The sequence below is a fragment of the Streptomyces sp. NPDC031479 genome, from assembly GCF_055581065.1.
Genome location: NZ_JBVIKC010000001.1, coordinates 287,580 through 306,884, shown reverse-complemented (window position 1 = coordinate 306,884; position 19,305 = coordinate 287,580). Strand labels below are relative to the sequence as shown.

Sequence of the window (19,305 nt, the reverse complement as noted above, 5' to 3'; positions counted from 1 at the left end):
CGTTCGGCCCGGACCGCGTCGCGGGGTCCGGGCCGTCGTGCCGTTCACTCCCCGGCCGGGCGGCCCACCAGGAGGTTCCAGCGTCCTGCCCGGCCGCTGAGGGTGGTCACGGTCTCCGGCCGCACGTCGAGCCGCCAGAAGGCCGGCGCCGGCAGCTCCAGGGCCCACACCACCGCGGCCCGTACGACGGCCTGCGCGACCACCGCGTGGTGCGGACCGGGCGGCAGCGCGGCCAGGTGCGCGCCGGTCCGGGCGATCAGCGCGGCCACGGACTCCCCGCCGCCCGGGGGCGCGTACTGCGGATCGGTGAGCCAGGCGCGGATCCCGCCCGGGTCCTCGGCCGCGACCTCCTCCAGGGTCCGGCCCGCCCAGTCCCCGGTCGCCGGGCCGGCCAGACCGGCGTGGCCGGGGCACGGGTCCCCGTACCCGAACCGGCCCTGACGGGCGGCGGAGTCGAGCGGGGGCGTGGTCAGGTGCAGCCGTACGGGTGGACTCGGCGGGGCCTGGGCTGTCGTCTCGGGCATGGGAGGGAGCGTAGAGCGCGCGCCCAGGGCGTGAGACGGCGGACATGCGCCGTGGTGTTCAGGCCACGGGCGCGGTACGGTCTCGGACGACATGACGAAGGTATGACGGAAGTACCGGTGAGATTCCGGCACGGTCGCGCCACTGTGAATCCTCCCGCAGCAGTGTGGGCAGGGAAGTCAGACCCGCCACCTTCGTCAAGAGCACCACTGACCGGGACGCGTGTTCCCTCTGGAGGTCCTGCCATGGCCCACTCCGCCGTGCCCACGTCGGCGCCCGTAGCCGTCACCCCCCTGTCCCTGAAGGAACTGGCCCCCTGGGCGCTGTTCGTCGGCGTCCTCATGCTGGTCCTGCTGTACCTCGTCGGCGCCGAACAGGGTGCCACCGCGGTCTTCCAGGGCGACACCGTCCACGAGTGGATGCACGACGGCCGTCACCTGCTCGGTTTCCCCTGCCACTGACCGGCTGATCCCCGGTCCACGCGCCGCCGGGAACTCCCCCGCGCGCGGCGCCGGTACGGCTCTGCGCAGGGCCCGTCAACCGGGCGGCTCCCCTGCGTGACTCCGCGGGGCACGCACCCGCGGAGCGCCGTACGGCCCGCGTGCCGCTTCCGCCTGCCCTGTGGACCCCGGAGATCCCCGCTCCCCCCCTCTCCGCTGCAGCAAGGGAAACCGACGCATGAACCGCATCTCCCCACGTGTCCTGCTGATCCGGGGCATGCTGGCCGGCCTGCTCGCCGGTGTGGCCGCCTTCCTCGTCGCGTACGTCCTCGGCGAGTCCAAGGTGGACGCGGCCATCGCCATCGAGGAAGCCGCCTCCGCCGGGCACGACCACGCCGAGGACGCCCCGGTCAGCCGGGCCCTGCAGGCCACGGCCGGCCTCGGCACCGGCACCCTCCTCTACGGCGTCGCGCTCGGCGGCATCGCCGCGCTCGTCTTCTGCTACGCACTGGGCCGGCTCGGCCGCTTCGGCCCGCGGGCCACCGCCGCGCTGGTCTCCGGGGGCCTGTTCCTCACCGTGAACCTGGTCCCGTTCCTCAAGTACCCGGCCAACCCGCCGGCCGTGGGCGACCCCGACACCGTCGTCCGGCGGACCACCCTGTTCGTCCTGATGATCGCCCTGAGCCTGCTGCTCGCGGCGGGTGCCCTGATCCTGGGGCGGCGCCTGGCCCCCTCCCTGGGCAACTGGAACGCCTCGACCGTCGCCTCGCTGTCCTTCGTCGTGGCGGTGGGCATCGCCTACGCCCTGCTCCCCGGCATCAACGAGGTGCCGGCCGACTTCCCGGCCGCGCTGATCTGGCAGTTCCGCCTCGCCTCGCTGGGCATCCAGGCGGCCCTGTGGACGACTTTCGGCCTGGCCTTCGGATTTCTAGCCGAACGCGCTATTGCCCCGGCCGCCGCACCCCAGGAGGCTGTACAGCCGATGAGTTGAGCACGACACGCCTGTTGCGGGTGTGGAAGGTGGGAGCCGGGACATGCCGTCCGCGATCTGGCATTGGCGGGGCTGGACCGGCGCCGCACCCTTCTGGCTGAACTCCTTACTCCTGCTCCTGGCCCCGTTCACGGCCGCGACCCTGCTCGCGCAGATCGGGGTCATCACCGCCCTGGCCGCCCTGGGCGGACTGGCCCGCCAACTCTGGTTCGGCGACTACGGCCACCCCGCGATCCACCTCGCCGCCGCCCTCATGGGGGCGGCGGCGGTCGCGTTCGTGGTGATCTGAGCGTCTTGCCCGCCCCGGCCCTGGGCCCCGCGAACCCCCTGGCGACAATGGGAGTTCGAACGGAGCGGGGAGCTGGTGTGGCGTCAGGGCGGGACGTACCCGAGGAATATCTGACCGGGTACGCGGGGATCCTCGCGGACGTCCGGACCACCGGACGCCGCCCCGGCCCCGAGGCACTCGCCACCCGGCGGGCCCTCGGCGCGCGGGCCGCCGCCGCCGGGTACGGGCTGCGGAACCTCGTCGGCGCCCATCTCGCCGCCACCCGGGCCGCACTCGAAGGGCACGGCGCCCCGGACCCCGTGCTGGCGGCGGCGGAGCAGGCCGTGGACGCCTTCGCCGAGGGCTACGAGCGGGCCCGGCACCTGGTGGTGCGCCGCGAGGAAGCCGCCCGCCGGGAGTACGTCGACGACCTGCTGCTCGGCCGGGGAGACCCCTGCCGCCTCGCCGAACGGGCGTCGCGCTTCGGACCGGCCCAGGCGCCCGCGTACACGGTGGCCGTGGCGCGCGGCCCGCAGCCCTGCGAGGACGCGGGCCCGGCCGCCCGCCGCGTGGAGGCGGCCCTGACCGGGCGGTTCGGGGACGGCGCCGCCCTCCTCGCCACCAAGGACGGCCTGCTGGTCTGCGTGGCCCCGGGCGACCGGGACGAGGTGCCGGTCCACTTCGCGCGGCAGGCGTGCGCGGCGTTCCCGGGCGCGGGGCTCGTCGCGGTCGGGCGCACGCGTCCGGGCACGGGCGGGATCGCGGCCTCGTACGAGGAGGCCCGCGACGCCCTCGGCCTCGCGGACCGCCTCGGCTTCGAGGGACCCGTACTGCGCGCCGCCGACCTGCTGGTGTTCCCGCTGCTGACCCGGGACCGGGCCGCCCTGGCCGACCTGGTGCTGAGCGTGCTCGGGCCGCTGCGGGCCGGCCGGGGCGGGGCCGGGCCGCTGCTGGAGACCCTGACGGCGTACTTCGACTCCGGGTGCGTGGCCGCGGAGTCGGCCCGGCGGCTGCGCCTGAGCGTGCGGGCACTGACCTACCGGCTGGAGCGGATCCACCGGATGACCGGCCACGACCCCGGAGATCCCGTGCAGCGGTACACCCTGCAGACGGCGGCGATCGGGGCCCGGCTGCTGGACTGGCCCGCGCAGCCCCTGCCGTCGACCGCCGTCGCGGACCCGGACGCCGCGTCAGGGGGCTGAACGTGCCGCCCGGCAGGGCGCGCGGGGCGGGGGCCGTCGCACGCCGGATCCGCCCTCACCCGTTCGGGCGCACGGCGTCGACCCACCGGGAGCGCGCCCGGCGCACCGCCCCCGAGCTGCGAAGACACCGGAACACAGCCACGACACACCGATGACGAACCGTCACTTCCCGGCGTGCCCGTGCGGTGCCGGGCGCCCGGGAGCGGTCCACTGCTCACAGGAACCGGCCGCCCGAGCCGGCCCGGGAGGAACGCCATGGCCCGCGCCCAGTGGATCGTCGCCGCGCTGACGGTCACTCTGATCTGCACCGGAGTGGGCCTGCTGCGCGGCAGCCAGGGCGCGGAGCCCGCCACCACCGGCACCGCCGACGCGCTGCCCTCCCGGGCGCTGGGCCTGTCCGGACACCGGCGGCTCGTGCGCGGGCTCGAACACTCCGGGACGCACGGTCCGGGCACCGTGACCCGGGGCGTGTCCGCCGCACCGCTGCGCGCCTCGCGCCCGCTGCGGCTGCGCATCCCCAGCCTGGGGGTGGACCTCCCGCTGGCGCGGGGTCCGCAGAACGCCGAGGGCATGGCCGGCTGGGACCCCGAAGGCCCGGTACCCGGCAGCGCGGGCACCGCCGTGGTCAGCGGGGACGGGCTGCCGCTCGCCGGACTGCGGCGGGGGCGCACCATCGAGATCCCGCGCGCGGACCACCGTACGGCCGTGTTCACCGTCGAACGGATCTCGCCCGGCAGGGTCGGCGGCTCCGCCGACCGGCCCGGGCGGGCCCGGCTGCGGCTGATCAGCGGGGAGACCACGGTCCTGGCGCGGCTGACCGGGCCGCTGCGCACCCACTGAGCGCGGGGGTCCCGGTGGGGCGGTGGCGGCTGTCAGCCGAGGGGGGTGTCTTCGTCCCCCGGTCGGGGGCTTCTCGGGCCCGGCGGGGGAGCCGCCCGGTGCACCGGGGCATGGAGGGCGGCATGAGCGGTGCGCGGTACGCGCGGACGGTGCTGGCGCGGGCCCTGACGGTGGCCTGCGTCGCGCTGCTGTGCCTGTTCGGCGCCGGTCCGGCGGCGAGTACGGCCTCCGCCCTGGCCGCGGACTCCCGTTCGGCCTCCTCCGCCCCCGCCGAGCCCACCGAAGGGCAGTCGGACGGGGCGGCGGCGGACTCCGACGCCCGCGCGGCCGTACGGACGGCGGTGCGCACGGCGCCCACCGTCCGGCGGCTGCCGGGGATGTTTCACGTGAAACACGTGTGCGATGCGGCTCGGCCGCCGCACGCCGCCCGGGGCGGGGAGGCCGCACCGGCAGGATCCCTGCGGACGGTACGGAGCGTGGTCCTGCGCTGCTGAGCGGGCCGAGCAGCAGCGTGTCCCCCCACACTCCCGAACCACCGTGAGGTTCCGCCATGCCCATCGACCCGTACGCCGCCCTGAACGCCATGCTCCGCGCCGAGGTCGCCCGCCACGCCCCGCCGGTCCGCCCGGCCCCGGACCGGCCCGCGCCCGCGCCGCGGCAGGCCGACCCCGAGGCGGTGGTCGCGACCGCAACCGTGACCGCGACCGCGGGCACGACCGCAGCCACGCCCGCGGGCCGGGAGAAGGAGCCGGAGGCGGGAGCACGGCCGGGCCCGGCCTCTCCCGCCGCCTAGCCACCCGCCGGGCGCTCCGTGCCGTTGGCCGCCTCGAACCGGCCACCGGACACGGCCACCGCCCCGTGCCGGCCACCGGCACGGGGCGGCGCCGGGCGCCGGACGGGGCTCAGTCCTCCCGCGTGTAGTAGCGGTAGAAGGCGGCGAGTCCGACGCCCGCGCCGGCGGCGAGACCGACGGTGGTGGAGCGGAGCACGGAGGCGCCGGTGAGGCTGTGCAGGTAGCCGACGGCCACGCCCGCGAAGGCGCCGTAGGCGGTGGCGTGCAGCTCCCGCATCAGGCGCGGACCGAACTCGTGGAGGGCGAACATGACGCCGGCGAACAGCACGCCGCACAGGATCCCGTAGAAGACGTTGCCCACGGTCACCGGGCCCGTGTCGCGCTCGATCTGGGCCGCCCAGACCCCGTACACGAGGCCGAGCAGCAGCGCACGGATCAGGGCGTTCCTGCTGCTGTGGTCCACGTTCACCGATGTCGTGGGGCGCTGCCTCCGGGACACGGTGGGTGCCGCATGTGCCATGGCGGGGCTCCTCTCTTCCATCATCCAGGGCACACCCGGCGTCCCGGGGCGGCAAGTGGATCACTCGTCCGGGTGGCCCGGTCCCGCCCCGCCGGACGCCCGTCGCACCGCCCGGACGCCCGCACCGCACGGGGACCGCCGCGGCCCCGGCCGCCACCGGCACCGCCGGGCCCACCCGGACGCAGCAACAGGGGTGGCGCCGCCCGCCGCCCGGGGCATTCCCTGGTGACGTGCGCACCTACCTGTCGGCGGCCCTCGTCGTGCTCGTGGCCCTCCTCGTGCCCGCGAGCGCGGTCGCCTACTGGGCCGACCGGGAGCTGGGGAACGCCGACCGCTACACCGCCGCCATGGCCCCGCTCGCCGACGACCCGGCAGTCCGGGGCGTGGTCGTCACCCAGGCCACCCGCGCCCTCTCCGGACAGATCGACGCGGGCCCGTTCCAGGGCGGCGTCGACGCCCTGATCGGCGAGGCCCTGCGCTCCTTCGCCGGGACCCCGGCGTACCGCACGGCCTGGGACGCCGCCAACCGCGCCGCGCACGCCGCCTTCCTCGCCGCCCTCGACTCCGGCCACGGGGACGCGGTCACCATCGACCTCGCGCCGGTGATCGCCCAGGTCAGAGGGGAACTGATCGCCGACGGCGTGCCCTTCGCCGACCGCATCCCGGAAACCCACCTGACCGTGAAGGTCATGGAGTACGACAACCTCGGCGCGCTCCGGAAGGGGTTCCGCATGCTCCAGATCGCGGGTGTCTGGCTCCCCCTGCTGACCCTGTGCCTGGCCGTGCTGGCCGTCGCGGTCGCCGTCCACCGCCGGCGCGCCGTCCTCGCCACCGGTCTCGGGCTGGCCGCGGGGGCCGTGCTGCTGTGGACCGCGGTGGTCCTGTGCCGCCGCCTCACCCTCGACGACCTGCCCGCCGACGTCGACCGGGCCGCCGCCGGAGCGGTGTACGACGCGCTCACCGCGTTCCTGCGGACCACCTCCTGGGTGGTCCTCACCATCGGGCTGGCGGCCGCCCTGGCCGCCTGGCTGGCCGGACGGCTGCGCCGCACCCCATAAGCTCGGTACGTACACACCCATACTCCGCAGAACTCCCCAGAAGAACCGATTCGCGAGTGGCGACACGGAAGCGGAATGACCACCGAACGACGCACCGAGCACATACCGTCCGGGCGGCTGCGGCCGAATCCGCTGGCACCCCCCGCCTGGCTGCTCGCCGGACTGCGGCCGAGCCGCGCGCCCGTCCCCTGGGCGGCGGCCGTCCGCGCCGGGATCGCGCTGGCCACCCCGCTCGCCGTCGGCTTCGCCCTGGACGAGCCCGAGTACGGCGCCCTCGTCTCCATGGGCGCCCTCTCCGGGGTCATCGGCGACACCGCCGACGCGTACCGGATGCGGATCCTGAACATCGCCGTCCCGCAGTTCTTCGGAGCCGTCGGCGTCGCCGCCGGCACCCTCGTCTACGGGCACGGCTGGCTCGCCGTCGGCGTCCTCACCCTGATCGCCCTCGTTTCCGGGATGATCTCCTCGATCGGCACCGTCGCCTCCGTGTCCGGACTGCTGCTCCTGCTCAACGCGGTCGTCGGGGCCGGCCTGCCGATGCCCGAACCCTGGTGGACCGCCCCGCTGCTGCTCAGCGCCGGCGGCCTGTTCGTGCTCGCCCTGAGCCTGCTGGGCTGGCCACTGCGCGGCCGGCTGCCCGAACGGACCGCCGTCGCGTCCGCCTACCGGGCCCTCGCCGACAGCCTGGAGGCCGCGGGCGGACCCGCGTACGAGGAACGCCGCCACCAGCTCACCCAGGCCCTGAACCACGCCTACGACCTCGTCCTGGGCCGCCGGGCCCGGGTGCACGGCCGCAGCCCCTCGCTGGCGCGGCTGCTCGCCCAGCTGAACGCGCTGATCCCGCTGGTCGAGGCCGCGCCCGCCGCCCACCTGCGCGGCCGGCCCCTGCCGCCCGCGCTCCCGGCGGCCGTACGGGAACTGGCGCGGGCCGTCGAGGAGGGCCGCCCCGGCGCCCCCGTACCGGACCTGCCCGCACCGCGGAGCCCCTCCGAGCGGGCCCTCGACTCCGCGCTGACGTACGCCGCGGCCACCGTGCGCTCCCCGGGACCGGACCCGTACGACATCGACGACCGGCTCGGCCGGCCCGCGGCCCTGCGGATCAGGGCCCGGCGGGCGGTGCGCGACACGATGCTGTCCGGGGCCTCCTGGCGGTACGGGCTGCGCCTCGCCCTGTGCATCGGGCTCGCGCAGTCCCTCGTCTCCCTGATCGAGGTGGAACGGTCCTACTGGGTCGCCCTGACCGTCACCTTCGTCCTCAAACCGGACTTCGGCTCCGTCTTCTCCCGCGCCGTCCTGCGCGCCCTGGGCACCGCCGGCGGGCTGGTCCTGTCGGCCGCCGTCCTCGCCGAGGTACCGCGCGGCTGGTGGGACGTACCGGTCATGGCGCTGCTGGCCATGCTGATCCCGGTGTTCTCCACCAAGGGGTACGCCTTCCAGACCGCGGCCATCACCCCCGTGATCCTGCTGCTCTCGGACCTCCTCAACCACCAGGGCTTCGACCTGATCCGGCCGCGCCTGATCGACAGCCTCATCGGCTGCGCCATCGCCCTCATCGCCGGCTACCTCCTGTGGCCCGAGAGCTGGCACACCCGGATCGGGGACCGGCTCGCCGCCGCCGTGGACGACGCGGCCGGCTACGTGGAGCGGGCCTTCGCCCCCTTCGCGGACGACGCCGCGCTCCGGGCCGCCCGGCTGACCCGGCAGAAGGCCCGCCGCCGTATCTACCGGGACCTCTCCGACGTGCGCAACGAGTTCCAGCGGGCCCTGACCGAACCCCCGCCCACCGGCCCGCGTGCCGCCGCGTGGTGGCCGCTGGTGGTGGCGGTGGAACGGATCGTGGACGCGACGACGGCGGCCCGGGTCCGGGTCAACCACGGAGCCGCTCCCCCCGGCGCCGAGGAGGTGGCTGCCCTCACGGACGAGCTGCACGGCCTGGCGCGGGGGGTGCGCAGCAGCGCGACCCTGAAGGAGGTCCGCGTCCGGCCCCTCCCGCCGGAGGCCCTGGACTCCGTCCTCGCCCCGGTCCACCAGGAGGTCGCGGCGGCCCGCGCGATCGCCCAGCCGGACCGTTGACCCGGCCGCCGGCGCCCGCGGCGGCCGGACGCCGCCCGCCGGGTGCCGCGGTCCCCCGAACGGCGCACGGGCCGGGCCGGGCCGACCGCGGCGGGGCAGCATCGGAGCATGCACCGGGTTCCGGCCGTGATGGTCCTCGCCGCCGTTCTGGCGGGCGGGGCGGGGTGCGCCGACGTGGAGGGGCTCAAGAGCGAGGGCGACCTCGGCACCGTGCACGCCCCCCAGACCCTGTGGAAGGACATCCACCCCGACCCGGCTCCCGAGGGACAGCAGCCGGGCGCGGCCGCCACGGTGCCGGGACTCCCCAGGGCGCCGGCGCTGACGATGCGCGGGGTCGACGCGCCGGCCGTCGTACGGGCCGACATCACCTCCGCCACCGCCGAGGACGGCGGGACGGGCCGCCTCGTCGACCCGCGCGCGGTACGGCGGCTCGCGCTCTGCACCCGGACCGCGGACGGCGGGCCCGACTGCCCGGTGCGCCCCGGCGTCCTGCACGACCTGACGGGTGACGGCCGCGAGGAGCTGATCACGGCCCTGGACGTGGACGGCCGGCTCAGCGAACTGCGCGTCTACACCGTCCGGGACGACGGCCGGATCGCCCGGATCCTGGCCCGGCGCGGGGTACTGGAGGGCGTCGAGGTGGCCGCCGGGCACCTGGCCGTCCGCGAGCCGACCTCGAACCCGCAGTACAGCTCGGTCTCCGACTACGTCTGGGACGACAGGACGCGCAGCATGAGCCTGTCGCAGCTCACCCTCGACGAGTGCGCGGCCCTCACGGACGTCCCGCTGCCCGGGGCCCGGTCGCGATGCGCGCGCTGAGCAGCCTGCGCTGGAAGATCGCCCTCACCACCACGACGGTGTGCTGCCTGGTCGCCGCCGCGCTGGGGATCCTCGTGCACAACGTGGTCGCCCGACAGGTCGTCGGCGAGGTCCGCAAGGAGGCGGCCCGGGACCTCGACCACGCCCTCGGCCACTACGAGTACGGCACGGCGCACGGCGACGTGAACGCCGCCCTGGACCCGCCCGGCCTGCCCGCCCCGCTGCGGGCGCTCGTCGCGCGCGGCCGGACCGGCAGCATGGTCGGCACCCACGGGGGCGAACCCGTCATGTGGGCGGCCGGACCCGCCGACCGCGCGGCCCTCGCGGTCTGGATCCCGTACGGGAACACGCGCGGGCGGCTGCGGGACATCGACACCGCGATCCTGGCCTCCGCGGTGCTCGCGGCCGGGGTCGTGGCACTGGCCGGTCTCTTCCTCGCCGACCGGATCAGCAGACGGCTCGCCACCACGGCCGCCGTGGCCCGCCGGATCAGCTCCGGGGACCTGGACGCCCGGGTGGACTTCCCCGCCGACGCGGGCCCGGACACCGGCGCGGACGCCGCCCCGGACGCGGTCCAGGAGGCGGACTCGGACGCGGACCCGGACGGACGCCGGCCGCGCCGCTACCGCGACGAGGTACGGGACGTCGCGCACGCCCTGGACACCATGGCGGCCTCGCTGCAGGAACGGCTGGAGGCGGAGAAGCGGTTCACGGCGGACGTGGCGCACGAGCTGCGCACCCCGCTGACGGGATCACTGGCGGCGGCCTCGCTGCTGCCCGAGGGCCGCCCGAAGGAGATGATCAACGACCGGCTCAAGGCCCTGCACCTGCTCACCGAGGACCTGCTGGAGATCTCCCGGCTCGATTCGGGCGTGGAGCGCGCCGACCTGTCCCTGGTGGAGCTGGGCCGGGCCGTGGAGCGGGCCGTCGCCGGGACCCGGCTGCCCGCCGAGGTCCGGGTGGTCCGCGACGCGGTGGTGCTCACCGACCGGCGGCGCCTGGACCGGATCCTGGCCAACCTGCTGGTCAACGCCCACCGGCACGGCCGGCCGCCGGTCGAGGTGACGGTGGAGGGACCGGTCGTGGCGATCCGCGACCACGGTCCGGGCTACCCGGCCGAACTGATCGAGCAGGGCCCGAAGCGCTTCCGCACCGGGGATCCCGGGCGCGGCCGGGGCCACGGGCTGGGCCTGACCATCGTGGTGGGCCAGGCCGCGGTCCTGGAGATCGTCCTGGGGTTCGCCAACGCCCCGGACGGGGGTGCGCTGACGACCCTGCGCCTGCCGGTGGGGCGGATGCCGGACGCCGGTTGACCGCGCCGCGGTCAACCGGCCCCGTCCACCGGGCGGATCAGACGCCGATGTTCTTGCCGTCCTTGCGCCAGACCGACACGACCGCCGGGCGGACGATCTTGCCGGGCCCGTCGGGCCACACCGACTGCGGCTTCTCGACGGCCGCGCCGTCGATCTCGCCCGGGTGCTGCACCGCGACCAGGACGCGCCTGTCCTGGACCAGCGGACCGCAGGTCTCGGCGCCCCGCGGCACGGTCAGGAACTGCTTGAGCTCGCCGCGGCGCTCACCGGCGGTGGCGACGCCGAACAGGCCGTCGTGCGAGCCGAGCTGGTTGCCGTCCGTGGAGATCCACAGGTTGCCGTGCGGGTCGAAGGTCACGTTGTCCGGGCAGGAGATCGGGCTGACCTTGTCCTTCGGGAAGCCCGCGAAGTAGGTCGACGCGTCGTTCGGGTCGCCGGCGACCAGGAACAGGCGCCAGGCGAAGCCGTCGCCAGCCGGGTCGTCGAAGTTCTCGGCGAGCTCCAGGATCTGGCCGTGCTTGTTCAGGTTGCGCGGGTTGGCCTCGTCCGCGCCGGCCTTGCCGGCCTTGCCGCGGTCGGTGTTGTTGGTCAGCACCACGTAGACGCGGCCGGTGCGCGGGCTCGGCTCGATGTCCTCGGGGCGGTCCATCTTGGTGGCGCCGACCTTGTCACCGGCCTGGCGGGTGAAGACGAACACCTCCTCGGCGGTCATGCCCTCGACGTGCGAGACGCTGCCGGAGGCGGAGGCGGTGGCCAGCTTGATCCAGACGCCGGAGCCGTCGAACCGGCCGTCGGCGGGCAGCTTGCCGGAGCCGTCGATCTCGGCGGCCGGGGAGTCGCCGGTCAGCTTGGCGACGTAGAGCGTGCCCTCGTCGAGCAGCGTGAGGTTGTGCTCCTTCGCCGCGCGGCTGTCGCCCTTCTTCATCTGCTTGCTCGACACGAACTTGTAGAAGTAGTCGAAGCGCTCGTCGTCGCCCATGTAGACGACCGGACGGCCGTCCTCGGTCAGCCGGGGCTGGGCGCCCTCGTGCTTGAAGCGGCCCAGCGCGGTGCGCTTGCGCGGGACGGAGTTCGGGTCGTACGGGTCGAGCTCGACGACCCAGCCGAAGCGGTGGGACTCGTTGGGCTCCTGGAGGCAGTCGAAGCGCTTGTCGAACCGCTCCCACTTGCGCTCGGTGGCGCCGGTGCTCACGCCGTACCGCTTGAGGCGGGCCGCCTCGGCCGGGTCGGTGACCTGGCCGGCGTTGGCGAAGTACTGGTTGAAGTTCTCCTCGCCGTGGAGGGTGGTGCCCCACGGGGTGGTGCCGCCGGAGCAGTTGTTGAGCGTGCCGAGGACCTTGGTGCCGGTCGGGTCGACGGAGGTCTTCAGCAGCGCGCTGCCCGCGGCCGGGCCGGTGAGGCGGAACTCGCTGGTGGCGGTGAGGCGGCGGTTGAGCTGGTGGCGGTTGACGGCGGTCAGCTTGCCGGAGCGGTGGTCCTCCTGGACCACGACGACGCCGAGGCCGTGCGCGGCCCACGCGACCTCGACCTGCTCGCGGGTCGGGTTGGCCGGGTCGTAGCCCTTGAACATGAGGTTCTCGTCCGTGTACTCGTGGTTGGCCACGAGCAGCTGCTGGCGCTCGTAGCCGCCGCCGAGCGGGAGCAGGCTCAGGAAGTCGTTGTTGTAACCGAATTGACCGGCCTGGGCGGCTGCGGTCTGCTTGTCCGGATTGAACCCCGGGGCGCCCTTGACGATCGGGTCGCCCCAGCGGATGACCACGTTCTGGTCGTGGCCCTCGGGGACGGTCACCCGGTCGTCGGTGTTCGGCGCGACGGCCTTGAAGCGCAGGCCGCGTGCGGCCTCGCCCGAACCGGCCTTGGGGTCGGCGGAGGGAGCCGCCTCGGCGGACTGGCCTCCGCCCGCCCCGAGGGTGACGGCGGTGCCGGCGGCGGTGGCGACGGTGACGACCGCCGCGGAGCGCAGCATCGAGCGGCGGGAGTAGGCACGGGCGATGACGTCGCCGACGTACTCGTTGTCACTGGTGTTGGGCACCTCGTGGAAGCAGGCGTCGCCACAGCGGTAGCGGCAGGTGAGAGCGGAACGACCGCTCCCATGCGGGTTGCCGATGAGCGGCAGGAGCTTGCGCACGAGGTGTCCTCCGGTGGGTGCACGGCGCCGACGTCGCGTCGGGACGAATCAGCGGCGACGCTAGGCGCGGGTTGCGCCGATGCGGCGGCGCGGGGGTGAACGCTGGATGAACCCGGCACGGCGGAGGGGCAGTTCGGGTGGAGGCCGCTGTTCCCTGGTTGGCTGGGCGCCACGAAAGGCGCCCCTGCCGAAGTTCCAGCCAAGGGGCCGATAACCTTACGTGTCCACTCTGGGCAGGGATCAACCGCGCAGCACGGACAAATGACGCACGCACTCATGCGAAAGGCCTGGCCCATGGGTATTCGGAGCTTGTTGCGCAAGGTGTTCGGACGGTCGGCCGAGCCGGTTCCGGAGACGTCGGATCCCTCTGCTTCGGCAGCGGTACCCAGCCAGGCGGAACGCAACCCCCTGGACGCGGCCGCCGAACTGGTGGCGGCCTCCTTCGACAACCCCACCGTCCCGCCGCAGTCCGCACCGCGCGACCGCGAGCCGGGCACGTTGCTGACCGCCCCGGCGCAGACGACGGACCCCACGGTCCCGGAGGCCCGGCGCCCCTCGCCCCCGGCGCTGCCGGAAACCCCCTCCCCGGCCCCCGCCACTCCGGCGCAGCCGGACCCGGCCGAGGCCACCGCCGGTACGGACACCCCCGCACCGGAGGCCGCCCCTGCCGAGCCGGAGGCGGTCACCGCCGAGGCCACGGAGCCCGAGACCGCCCCGGCGCAGCCGGAGCCCGAGACCGAAGCGGTGGCCCCGCAGGCCGAGCCCGCCACTGCCGAGGCCACGGAGCCCGAGGCCGAAGCGGTGGCCGTCCAGGCCGAGCCGGAAGCCGTCACCACCGAGGCCGAGCCGGAGGCGACCGCCACCCCGGCGCAGCCGGAGACCGAAGCCACCGAGGCGGAAGCCGCCACGGCCGAGCCCGAGCCCGCCGCCGCCGGGGTCACGGAGCCCGCGGCGGAAGCGGTGGAGGCGCAGGCCGAGCCCGAGGCCGTCACCAGCGAGGCCGGAGCCACCGAGGCGGAAGCCGCCACGGTCGAGGCCGCCGCCGCCGAGGCGCTGCCCGAGGCCGAAGCCGAAGCGCCCGAGCCGGAGGCGGTCACCGCCGAGGCCCCGGAGCCCGAGGCCGCCCCGGCGCTGCCGGAGCCCGAGACCGCCCCGGCGCTGCCGGAGGCCGAGACCGAAGCGGTGGCCGCGCAGGCCGAGCCGGAGGCCGTCGCCGCCGAGACCTCCGCCCCGGAGCCCGAGGCGGAGGCCGTGGCCGTGGCTGCCGAGCCGGAGCCGGAGGCGGAGCCCGAGGAGCCCGCCGTCGCGGAGCCCGAGGCCCAGCCGGAGCCCGTCGCCGCGCAAGCGGAGGCCGAGCCCGAGCCCGAGGCCGCCGAACCGGAGCCGGAGGCGGAACCGCAGGGGCCCGCCATCGCCGCGGCAGCGGTACGGCGGCGGGCGCCCGAGGTGGCGGCCGCGTACAAGGCCGCCGGCCAGGTGCTGCGCACCAAGGGCAGGGCCGGGGCCCGCGCCAAGGTGTACCTGGTCCTCGACCGCTCCGGTTCCATGCGCGGCTTCTACAAGGACGGCAGCGCCCAGCACCTCGCCGACCACGCCCTGGCGCTGGCCGCGCACCTCGACGAGGAGGCCACCGTCCACACGGTGTTCTTCTCCACCGAGCTGGACGGCACCGCCGAGCTGACCCTCGACGCCCACGACGCGGCCTGGGTCGAGGCCCGCCACGCCGAACTCGGCCGGATGGGCCGCACCAGCTACCACGTGGCCGTGGAGGCCGTCCTGGAGCGCTACCGGAAGGACGGCGGCACCGGCCCGGCCCTGGTCGTCTTCCAGACGGACGGCGCGCCCGACAGCCGTCAGCCCGCCCGGCAGGCGATCGTCGACGCCGCCGCCACCGCCCCCGAGGTCCACTGGCAGTTCGTCGCGTTCGGCGACCACGACAACAAGGCCTTCGACTTCCTGCGCAAGCTGGACGCCGACAACGCCGGCTTCTTCCACGCCGGCCCGGCCCCCGCCGAGCTCGCCCCGGCCGCCCTCCTCAAGGGCCTGCTCGACCGGTTCTGAACGACCCCCGGCGACGAAAAGGCGGCGCCCCCTCCCGGTCCGGGAGGGGGCGCCGCCTTCGTACGAGCGGGCCCCAGGGCCCAAGGGCCTTACGGGCCTACGGGCCTCAGCCGCGCGGCGAACCGGCGTCCGGGGCGACCGCGTCGGAGACGGGCCGCTCCGAGGCCGCGGCCTTGGTCTCGACCGGCTTGCGCAGCGCGATGTTCAGCTCGCGCAGGCGGGCCTCCTCCAGCACCGTCGGCGCGCCCATCATCAGGTCCTGGGCGTTGCCGTTCAGCGGGAAGGCGATGGTCTCGCGGATGTTCGGCTCGTCGGCCAGCAGCATCACGATGCGGTCCACGCCCGGGGCGATGCCACCGTGCGGCGGGGCGCCGAGGCGGAACGCGCGCAGCATGCCGGCGAACTCGCGCTCGACGGTCTCGGCCTCGTAACCGGCGATCTCGAAGGCCTTCAGCATGACCTCGGGCTCGTGGTTGCGGATGGCGCCCGAGGACAGCTCGATGCCGTTGCAGACGATGTCGTACTGCCAGGCCAGGATGTCGAGCGGGTCCTTCTCCTCCAGGTCCTTCATGCCGCCCTGCGGCATGGAGAACGGGTTGTGGGAGAAGTCGATCTTGCCGGTCTCCTCGTCCTTCTCGTACATCGGGAAGTCGACGATCCAGCAGAAGCGGAAGACGTTCTCCTCGAACTGGCCCGCGCGCTTGGCCGCCTCGACGCGGACGCCGGACATGATCTTGGAGACCTCGTCGAACTCGCCCGCGCCGAAGAACACCGCGTGCCCGGCCGCCAGGCCCAGACGCTCGGTGAGGACCTTGACGTTCTCCTCGGTGAGGAACTTGGCGATCGGGCCGGTCAGCGCGCCGTCCTCGCCCACGCGGACCCAGGCCAGGCCCTTGGCGCCCAGCGAGATCGCGTACTCGCCGAGGCCGTCGAAGAACTTGCGCGGCTGCGCGGCGGTGTCCGGGACGGCGAGCGCGCGCACGTGCTTGCCGGCGAACGCCTTGAACTCCGAGCCCTCGAAGACGTCGGTGATGTCGACGAGCTCCAGCTTGGCGCGCAGGTCGGGCTTGTCGTTGCCGTACTTCAGCATCGACTCGCGGAACGGGATCCGCGGGAACGGCGAGGTGACCTCGCGGCCCTTGCCGAACTCCGTGAAGATCTCCGTCATCAGGCGCTCGATCGGCTGGAAGACGTCCTCCTGCTCGACGAACGACATCTCGACGTCGAGCTGGTAGAACTCGCCCGGCGAACGGTCGGCGCGGGCGTCCTCGTCGCGGAAGCAGGGGGCGATCTGGAAGTACCGGTCGAAGCCGGAGATCATCAGCAGCTGCTTGAACTGCTGCGGCGCCTGCGGCAGCGCGTAGAACTTGCCCGGGTTCAGACGGGACGGGACGACGAAGTCACGGGCGCCCTCGGGAGAGGTCGCGGTGAGGATCGGGGTCGCCATCTCGTTGAAGCCGAGGGCCACCATCTTCGAGCGGATCGACGCGATGACGGCCGAGCGCAGCATGATGTTGCGGTGCATGCGCTCGCGGCGCAGGTCGAGGAAGCGGTACTCCAGGCGCCGCTCCTCGTTCACCCCGTCGTCGGTGTTGATCGTGAAGGGCAGCGGGGCGGCGGCGCCGAGCACCTCGACCTCGACGGCCTCGATCTCGATCTCGCCCGTCGGCAGCTCGGGGTTGACGTTGTCGGCGCCACGGGAGACGACCTTGCCGTCGACCCGCACGACCGTCTCCTTGGACAGCTTGTCCAGGACGGCGGCGGCCGCGGTGCCGGGGCGGGCCACGAGCTGCGTGATGCCGTAGTGGTCACGCAGATCGATGAAGAGGATGCCGCCCAGGTCTCGACGATTGTGCAGCCAGCCGCTCAGCCGGACGTCGGAGGCGACGTCGGAGGCACGGAGCTCGCCGCACGTGTGGGACCTGTACCGATGCATCAGTCATCCAGTTCTACGCGATACCAGGGTGGATTCAACCGTCCCAAGGTTACCGTCCGGGCGGGCCGCCGCGCGGGCGCGCCCGTACAGGGGGATGAACAGGCAGCCCGACCGGATGACCTGTAAAGATGGCCGGGTGCGCACCGAGGACGTCCTGGCCGCCATCGCGACCGGTCTGTGGCGATGGGACAACGCCTCCGGGACGGTCACCCTCGACGGCGAGGCCGCCCGGCTGCTCGGGCTGCCCGCGGAGCCCGTCGTCCTGCCGGAGGCCGCCGCCCGCTCCCGCTTCCACCCGGTGGACTGGAACGAGATCAACGGCATCGTGAACCTCGCCGTCGCCGAGGGCACCCTCGCCGAGGCCCGGCTGCGGATCATGGACGAGGACGGGCGCGTGCTGCGCACCGTGCGCAGCCGCTCCAAGCCCGTGCAGAACCTGACGGCCGAGGGCCGCGTCGACTACGAGCTGATCGGCACCATCCAGGAGATCGCCGAACCGCAGCCCGGCACCACCGCGGCGCACACCCCGATCACCGGCGACTGGCGGCGCTCCCGCGAGGCCTTCCTGCTGGACGCGGGCCGGGCGCTGGCCGAGGCCCGCTCCACCGCGGAGGTGCTGCGCGTGGCGGCCTCGCTGTCCATGCCGGGCTTCAACCCGGACGGGCTGGCCGTCTTCGGAGTGGCGGGCGACCGGCTGTCGGTCATCGGACACCACGGGCACGGCCCCGGGGACGAGAGCCCCTTCACCGACATGCCGCTGGACACCGACTACCCGGCCGCGGAGGTCGTCCGGGGCGGCCGGGCGATCTACCTGCCCAGCCCCGAGGACTACCTGCGGCGCTTCCCGGTCACCTGGCCGCTCGCCCAGCGCTTCGGGCGCGCCTCCTGGGCCTTCCTGCCGCTGATCGTGGCCGGGCGGACCATGGGGGCCTGGATGGCCGCCTTCAAGCACCCGGTGTCCTTCTCGCCCGACGAGCGGTCCGTGCTGACGACGGTGGCCCGGATGCTGGCCCAGGCCCTCCAGCGGGCCGGAGTGGCCGAGTCCGAGCGGGAACTCACCACCGGGCTCCAGCGGTCGATGATGCCGCAGCTGGGGCCGGAGATCCCCGGCATGACCCTCGCGGCCCGCTACGTCCCCACCGGCGGCGGCCTCCAGGTCGGCGGCGACTGGTACGACGTGATCCCGCTGCCCTCGGGCCGGTTCGCGCTGGTCATCGGCGACGTCCAGGGGCACGACGTACGCGCGGCCGGCCTGATGGGCCAGCTGCGGATCGCCGTACGGGCCTACGCCTCCGAGGGCCACCGCCCCGACGCCGTGCTCTCGCGGGCCTCCCGCTTCCTGTCCGGGCTCTGCTCCTCCCAGGAGTCGGACCCGGCCGAGGGGCCCGACTACCAGAGCCCGCGCTTCGCGACCTGCCTCTACGTGGAGTGCGACCCGGAGACGGGCCTGCTGGAGGTGGCCCGCGCCGGACACCCCGACCCGGCGATCCGGATGGCGGACGGCACCGTCCTGATGCGGCCCACCGCGGGCGGCCTGCCGCTCGGGATCATCCCGGACACCGACTACCCCACCACCCGGTTCACCCTGGAACCCGGCGAGACGATGATGCTCTGCACCGACGGGCTCATCGAGACCGGCGGGCACGACCTGGACACCGGCTGGGCGCGGCTGCGGGCCATCCTGGAGTCCGGGACGCACGACACGGAGGGCCTGGAGCCCCGGCACCTCGAAACACTGGCCGACCTGCTGGTGCAGGCCGTGCACGGGCCTTCCTCGCACCACACCACCGGGCCGCTGGCCGACCGCCGCGAGGACGACATAGCCGTGGTGCTGCTGTGCCGCGAGAGCGCGGACTGCGGCTGCGGGACCCCGCCGTCACGCCCGTCGCGGCCCGCCCGGCGCACGGTGCTGACCGTGGCGCAGGCGGAGCCGGAGCGGATCGCGGGGGCCCGGCGCCAGGTCCGGGAGCTGCTGCACGACTGGACGGACCCCGAGCAGGTCGACGCGGCCGAGCTGATGGTCTCCGAGATGGTGACCAACGTGCTCGTGCACACCGACGGCGACGCGCTGCTGGTCGCGGAGGCGGTGGGCGAGCTGGGCGCGCGCCGGCTGCGCGTGGAGGTGGCGGACGGGAGCGACGAGCTGCCGCACATGCGCCACCCCGGGGAGATGGCGTCCAGCGGGCGCGGCGTGCTGCTGATGGAGATGCTCGCCGACACCTGGGGCGTCGACCCGCGCGGCGCGGGCAAGTCGATCTGGTTCGAGCTGCACGAACGCTCCAAGCCGGACGAGGAGCAGGTCCCAGGCCCGGAACGGGACCCCGTACCGGACCGGTAACTC

17 protein-coding genes are annotated in these 19,305 nt (G+C 74.7%); 13 read left to right on the top strand and 4 right to left on the bottom strand.

Going from position 1 to position 19,305, the window contains the following annotated elements; translation table 11 throughout:
• Positions 1–44: 44 nt before the first annotated feature.
• Positions 45–524 (bottom strand): histidine phosphatase family protein, encoded by a 480-nt coding sequence (locus ACZ5D2_RS01505; RefSeq protein ID WP_371677735.1) that lies wholly within the window; start codon positions 522–524, stop codon positions 45–47.
• A 243-nt stretch (positions 525–767) separates the two neighbouring features.
• On the opposite strand from ACZ5D2_RS01505, the gene ACZ5D2_RS01500 reads away from it, so the two are divergent.
• The 7 genes from ACZ5D2_RS01500 (at position 768) to ACZ5D2_RS01470 (ending at position 5,056) form a co-directional block, all read left to right on the top strand.
• Positions 768–983 (top strand): CbtB domain-containing protein, encoded by a 216-nt coding sequence (locus tag ACZ5D2_RS01500; RefSeq protein ID WP_371677734.1) that lies wholly within the window; start codon positions 768–770, stop codon positions 981–983.
• 217 nt (positions 984–1,200) lie between these two features.
• Positions 1,201–1,953, top strand: a complete 753-nt coding sequence (locus ACZ5D2_RS01495) for a CbtA family protein (protein ID WP_371677733.1) — start codon at positions 1,201–1,203, stop codon at positions 1,951–1,953.
• Positions 1,954–1,996: 43 nt separating this feature from the next.
• Complete coding sequence (locus ACZ5D2_RS01490) at positions 1,997–2,242, top strand: hypothetical protein (RefSeq protein ID WP_371677732.1); 246 nt, start codon at positions 1,997–1,999, stop codon at positions 2,240–2,242.
• A 77-nt stretch (positions 2,243–2,319) separates the two neighbouring features.
• On the top strand, positions 2,320–3,423 hold the full coding sequence (locus ACZ5D2_RS01485; protein WP_371677731.1) for a PucR family transcriptional regulator: 1,104 nt from the start codon (positions 2,320–2,322) through the stop codon (positions 3,421–3,423).
• Between the two features lie 255 nt (positions 3,424–3,678).
• A complete protein-coding gene (locus ACZ5D2_RS01480; RefSeq protein WP_468926423.1) occupies positions 3,679–4,263 on the top strand; it encodes a class F sortase in 585 nt (194 codons plus the stop codon).
• A gap of 122 nt (positions 4,264–4,385) precedes the next feature.
• On the top strand, positions 4,386–4,757 hold the full coding sequence (locus ACZ5D2_RS01475) for a hypothetical protein (protein ID WP_468926420.1): 372 nt from the start codon (positions 4,386–4,388) through the stop codon (positions 4,755–4,757).
• A gap of 56 nt (positions 4,758–4,813) precedes the next feature.
• Positions 4,814–5,056 carry a hypothetical protein gene (locus tag ACZ5D2_RS01470; RefSeq protein ID WP_371677728.1) on the top strand — a complete coding sequence of 81 codons (243 nt, stop codon included), beginning with the start codon at positions 4,814–4,816 and terminating at the stop codon, positions 5,054–5,056.
• A gap of 109 nt (positions 5,057–5,165) precedes the next feature.
• On the opposite strand, the gene ACZ5D2_RS01465 is transcribed toward ACZ5D2_RS01470, so the two are convergent.
• Complete coding sequence (locus tag ACZ5D2_RS01465) at positions 5,166–5,576, bottom strand: hypothetical protein (RefSeq protein ID WP_371677727.1); 411 nt, start codon at positions 5,574–5,576, stop codon at positions 5,166–5,168.
• Between the two features lie 230 nt (positions 5,577–5,806).
• Here ACZ5D2_RS01465 and ACZ5D2_RS01460 point away from each other — a divergent pair, with 230 nt between their 5' ends.
• From ACZ5D2_RS01460 to ACZ5D2_RS01445, 4 genes are all read left to right on the top strand, one after another.
• Positions 5,807–6,634, top strand: a complete 828-nt coding sequence (locus tag ACZ5D2_RS01460) for a hypothetical protein (protein ID WP_468926415.1) — start codon at positions 5,807–5,809, stop codon at positions 6,632–6,634.
• A gap of 75 nt (positions 6,635–6,709) precedes the next feature.
• On the top strand, positions 6,710–8,707 hold the full coding sequence (locus ACZ5D2_RS01455) for an FUSC family protein (RefSeq protein ID WP_468926412.1): 1,998 nt from the start codon (positions 6,710–6,712) through the stop codon (positions 8,705–8,707).
• Between the two features lie 108 nt (positions 8,708–8,815).
• Positions 8,816–9,526, top strand: coding sequence for a hypothetical protein (locus ACZ5D2_RS01450; protein WP_371677724.1), 711 nt, complete (start codon positions 8,816–8,818; stop codon positions 9,524–9,526).
• On the top strand, positions 9,514–10,839 hold the full coding sequence (locus ACZ5D2_RS01445; RefSeq protein ID WP_371677723.1) for a sensor histidine kinase: 1,326 nt from the start codon (positions 9,514–9,516) through the stop codon (positions 10,837–10,839). The genes ACZ5D2_RS01450 and ACZ5D2_RS01445 overlap by 13 nt, the downstream gene beginning before the upstream one ends.
• 37 nt (positions 10,840–10,876) lie before the next feature.
• On the opposite strand, the gene ACZ5D2_RS01440 is transcribed toward ACZ5D2_RS01445, so the two are convergent.
• Positions 10,877–12,967 (bottom strand): PhoX family protein, encoded by a 2,091-nt coding sequence (locus tag ACZ5D2_RS01440; protein ID WP_468926408.1) that lies wholly within the window; start codon positions 12,965–12,967, stop codon positions 10,877–10,879.
• 294 nt (positions 12,968–13,261) lie between these two features.
• On the opposite strand from ACZ5D2_RS01440, the gene ACZ5D2_RS01435 reads away from it, so the two are divergent.
• On the top strand, positions 13,262–15,028 hold the full coding sequence (locus ACZ5D2_RS01435; protein WP_468926405.1) for a VWA domain-containing protein: 1,767 nt from the start codon (positions 13,262–13,264) through the stop codon (positions 15,026–15,028).
• 106 nt (positions 15,029–15,134) lie between these two features.
• Here ACZ5D2_RS01435 and aspS read toward each other — a convergent pair whose 3' ends face one another.
• A complete protein-coding gene (gene aspS / locus ACZ5D2_RS01430) occupies positions 15,135–16,964 on the bottom strand; it encodes an aspartate--tRNA ligase (protein ID WP_266840161.1) in 1,830 nt (609 codons plus the stop codon).
• A 136-nt stretch (positions 16,965–17,100) separates the two neighbouring features.
• Between aspS and ACZ5D2_RS01425 the strand changes: the two genes are divergently transcribed.
• Entirely contained in the window at positions 17,101–19,302 is a 2,202-nt protein-coding gene (locus tag ACZ5D2_RS01425) for a SpoIIE family protein phosphatase (RefSeq protein ID WP_468926401.1), read from the top strand.
• Positions 19,303–19,305: the final 3 nt, after the last annotated feature.

What these genes read in the sequence shown, in the direction of transcription:
- ACZ5D2_RS01495 (WP_371677733.1), top strand. Translation starts at nt 1,201, where the DNA reads ATGAACCGCATCTCCCCACGTGTCCTGCTGATCCGGGGCATGCTGGCC.
- ACZ5D2_RS01480 (WP_468926423.1), top strand. Translation starts at nt 3,679, where the DNA reads ATGGCCCGCGCCCAGTGGATCGTCGCCGCGCTGACGGTCACTCTGATC.
- ACZ5D2_RS01500 (WP_371677734.1), top strand. Translation starts at nt 768, where the DNA reads ATGGCCCACTCCGCCGTGCCCACGTCGGCGCCCGTAGCCGTCACCCCC.
- ACZ5D2_RS01450 (WP_371677724.1), top strand. Translation starts at nt 8,816, where the DNA reads ATGCACCGGGTTCCGGCCGTGATGGTCCTCGCCGCCGTTCTGGCGGGC.
- aspS (WP_266840161.1), bottom strand. Translation starts at nt 16,964, where the DNA reads ATGCATCGGTACAGGTCCCACACGTGCGGCGAGCTCCGTGCCTCCGAC.
- ACZ5D2_RS01475 (WP_468926420.1), top strand. Translation starts at nt 4,386, where the DNA reads ATGAGCGGTGCGCGGTACGCGCGGACGGTGCTGGCGCGGGCCCTGACG.
- ACZ5D2_RS01445 (WP_371677723.1), top strand. Translation starts at nt 9,514, where the DNA reads ATGCGCGCGCTGAGCAGCCTGCGCTGGAAGATCGCCCTCACCACCACG.
- ACZ5D2_RS01490 (WP_371677732.1), top strand. Translation starts at nt 1,997, where the DNA reads ATGCCGTCCGCGATCTGGCATTGGCGGGGCTGGACCGGCGCCGCACCC.
- ACZ5D2_RS01470 (WP_371677728.1), top strand. Translation starts at nt 4,814, where the DNA reads ATGCCCATCGACCCGTACGCCGCCCTGAACGCCATGCTCCGCGCCGAG.
- ACZ5D2_RS01505 (WP_371677735.1), bottom strand. Translation starts at nt 524, where the DNA reads ATGCCCGAGACGACAGCCCAGGCCCCGCCGAGTCCACCCGTACGGCTG.
- ACZ5D2_RS01465 (WP_371677727.1), bottom strand. Translation starts at nt 5,576, where the DNA reads ATGGCACATGCGGCACCCACCGTGTCCCGGAGGCAGCGCCCCACGACA.
- ACZ5D2_RS01435 (WP_468926405.1), top strand. Translation starts at nt 13,262, where the DNA reads ATGGGTATTCGGAGCTTGTTGCGCAAGGTGTTCGGACGGTCGGCCGAG.
- ACZ5D2_RS01455 (WP_468926412.1), top strand. Translation starts at nt 6,710, where the DNA reads ATGACCACCGAACGACGCACCGAGCACATACCGTCCGGGCGGCTGCGG.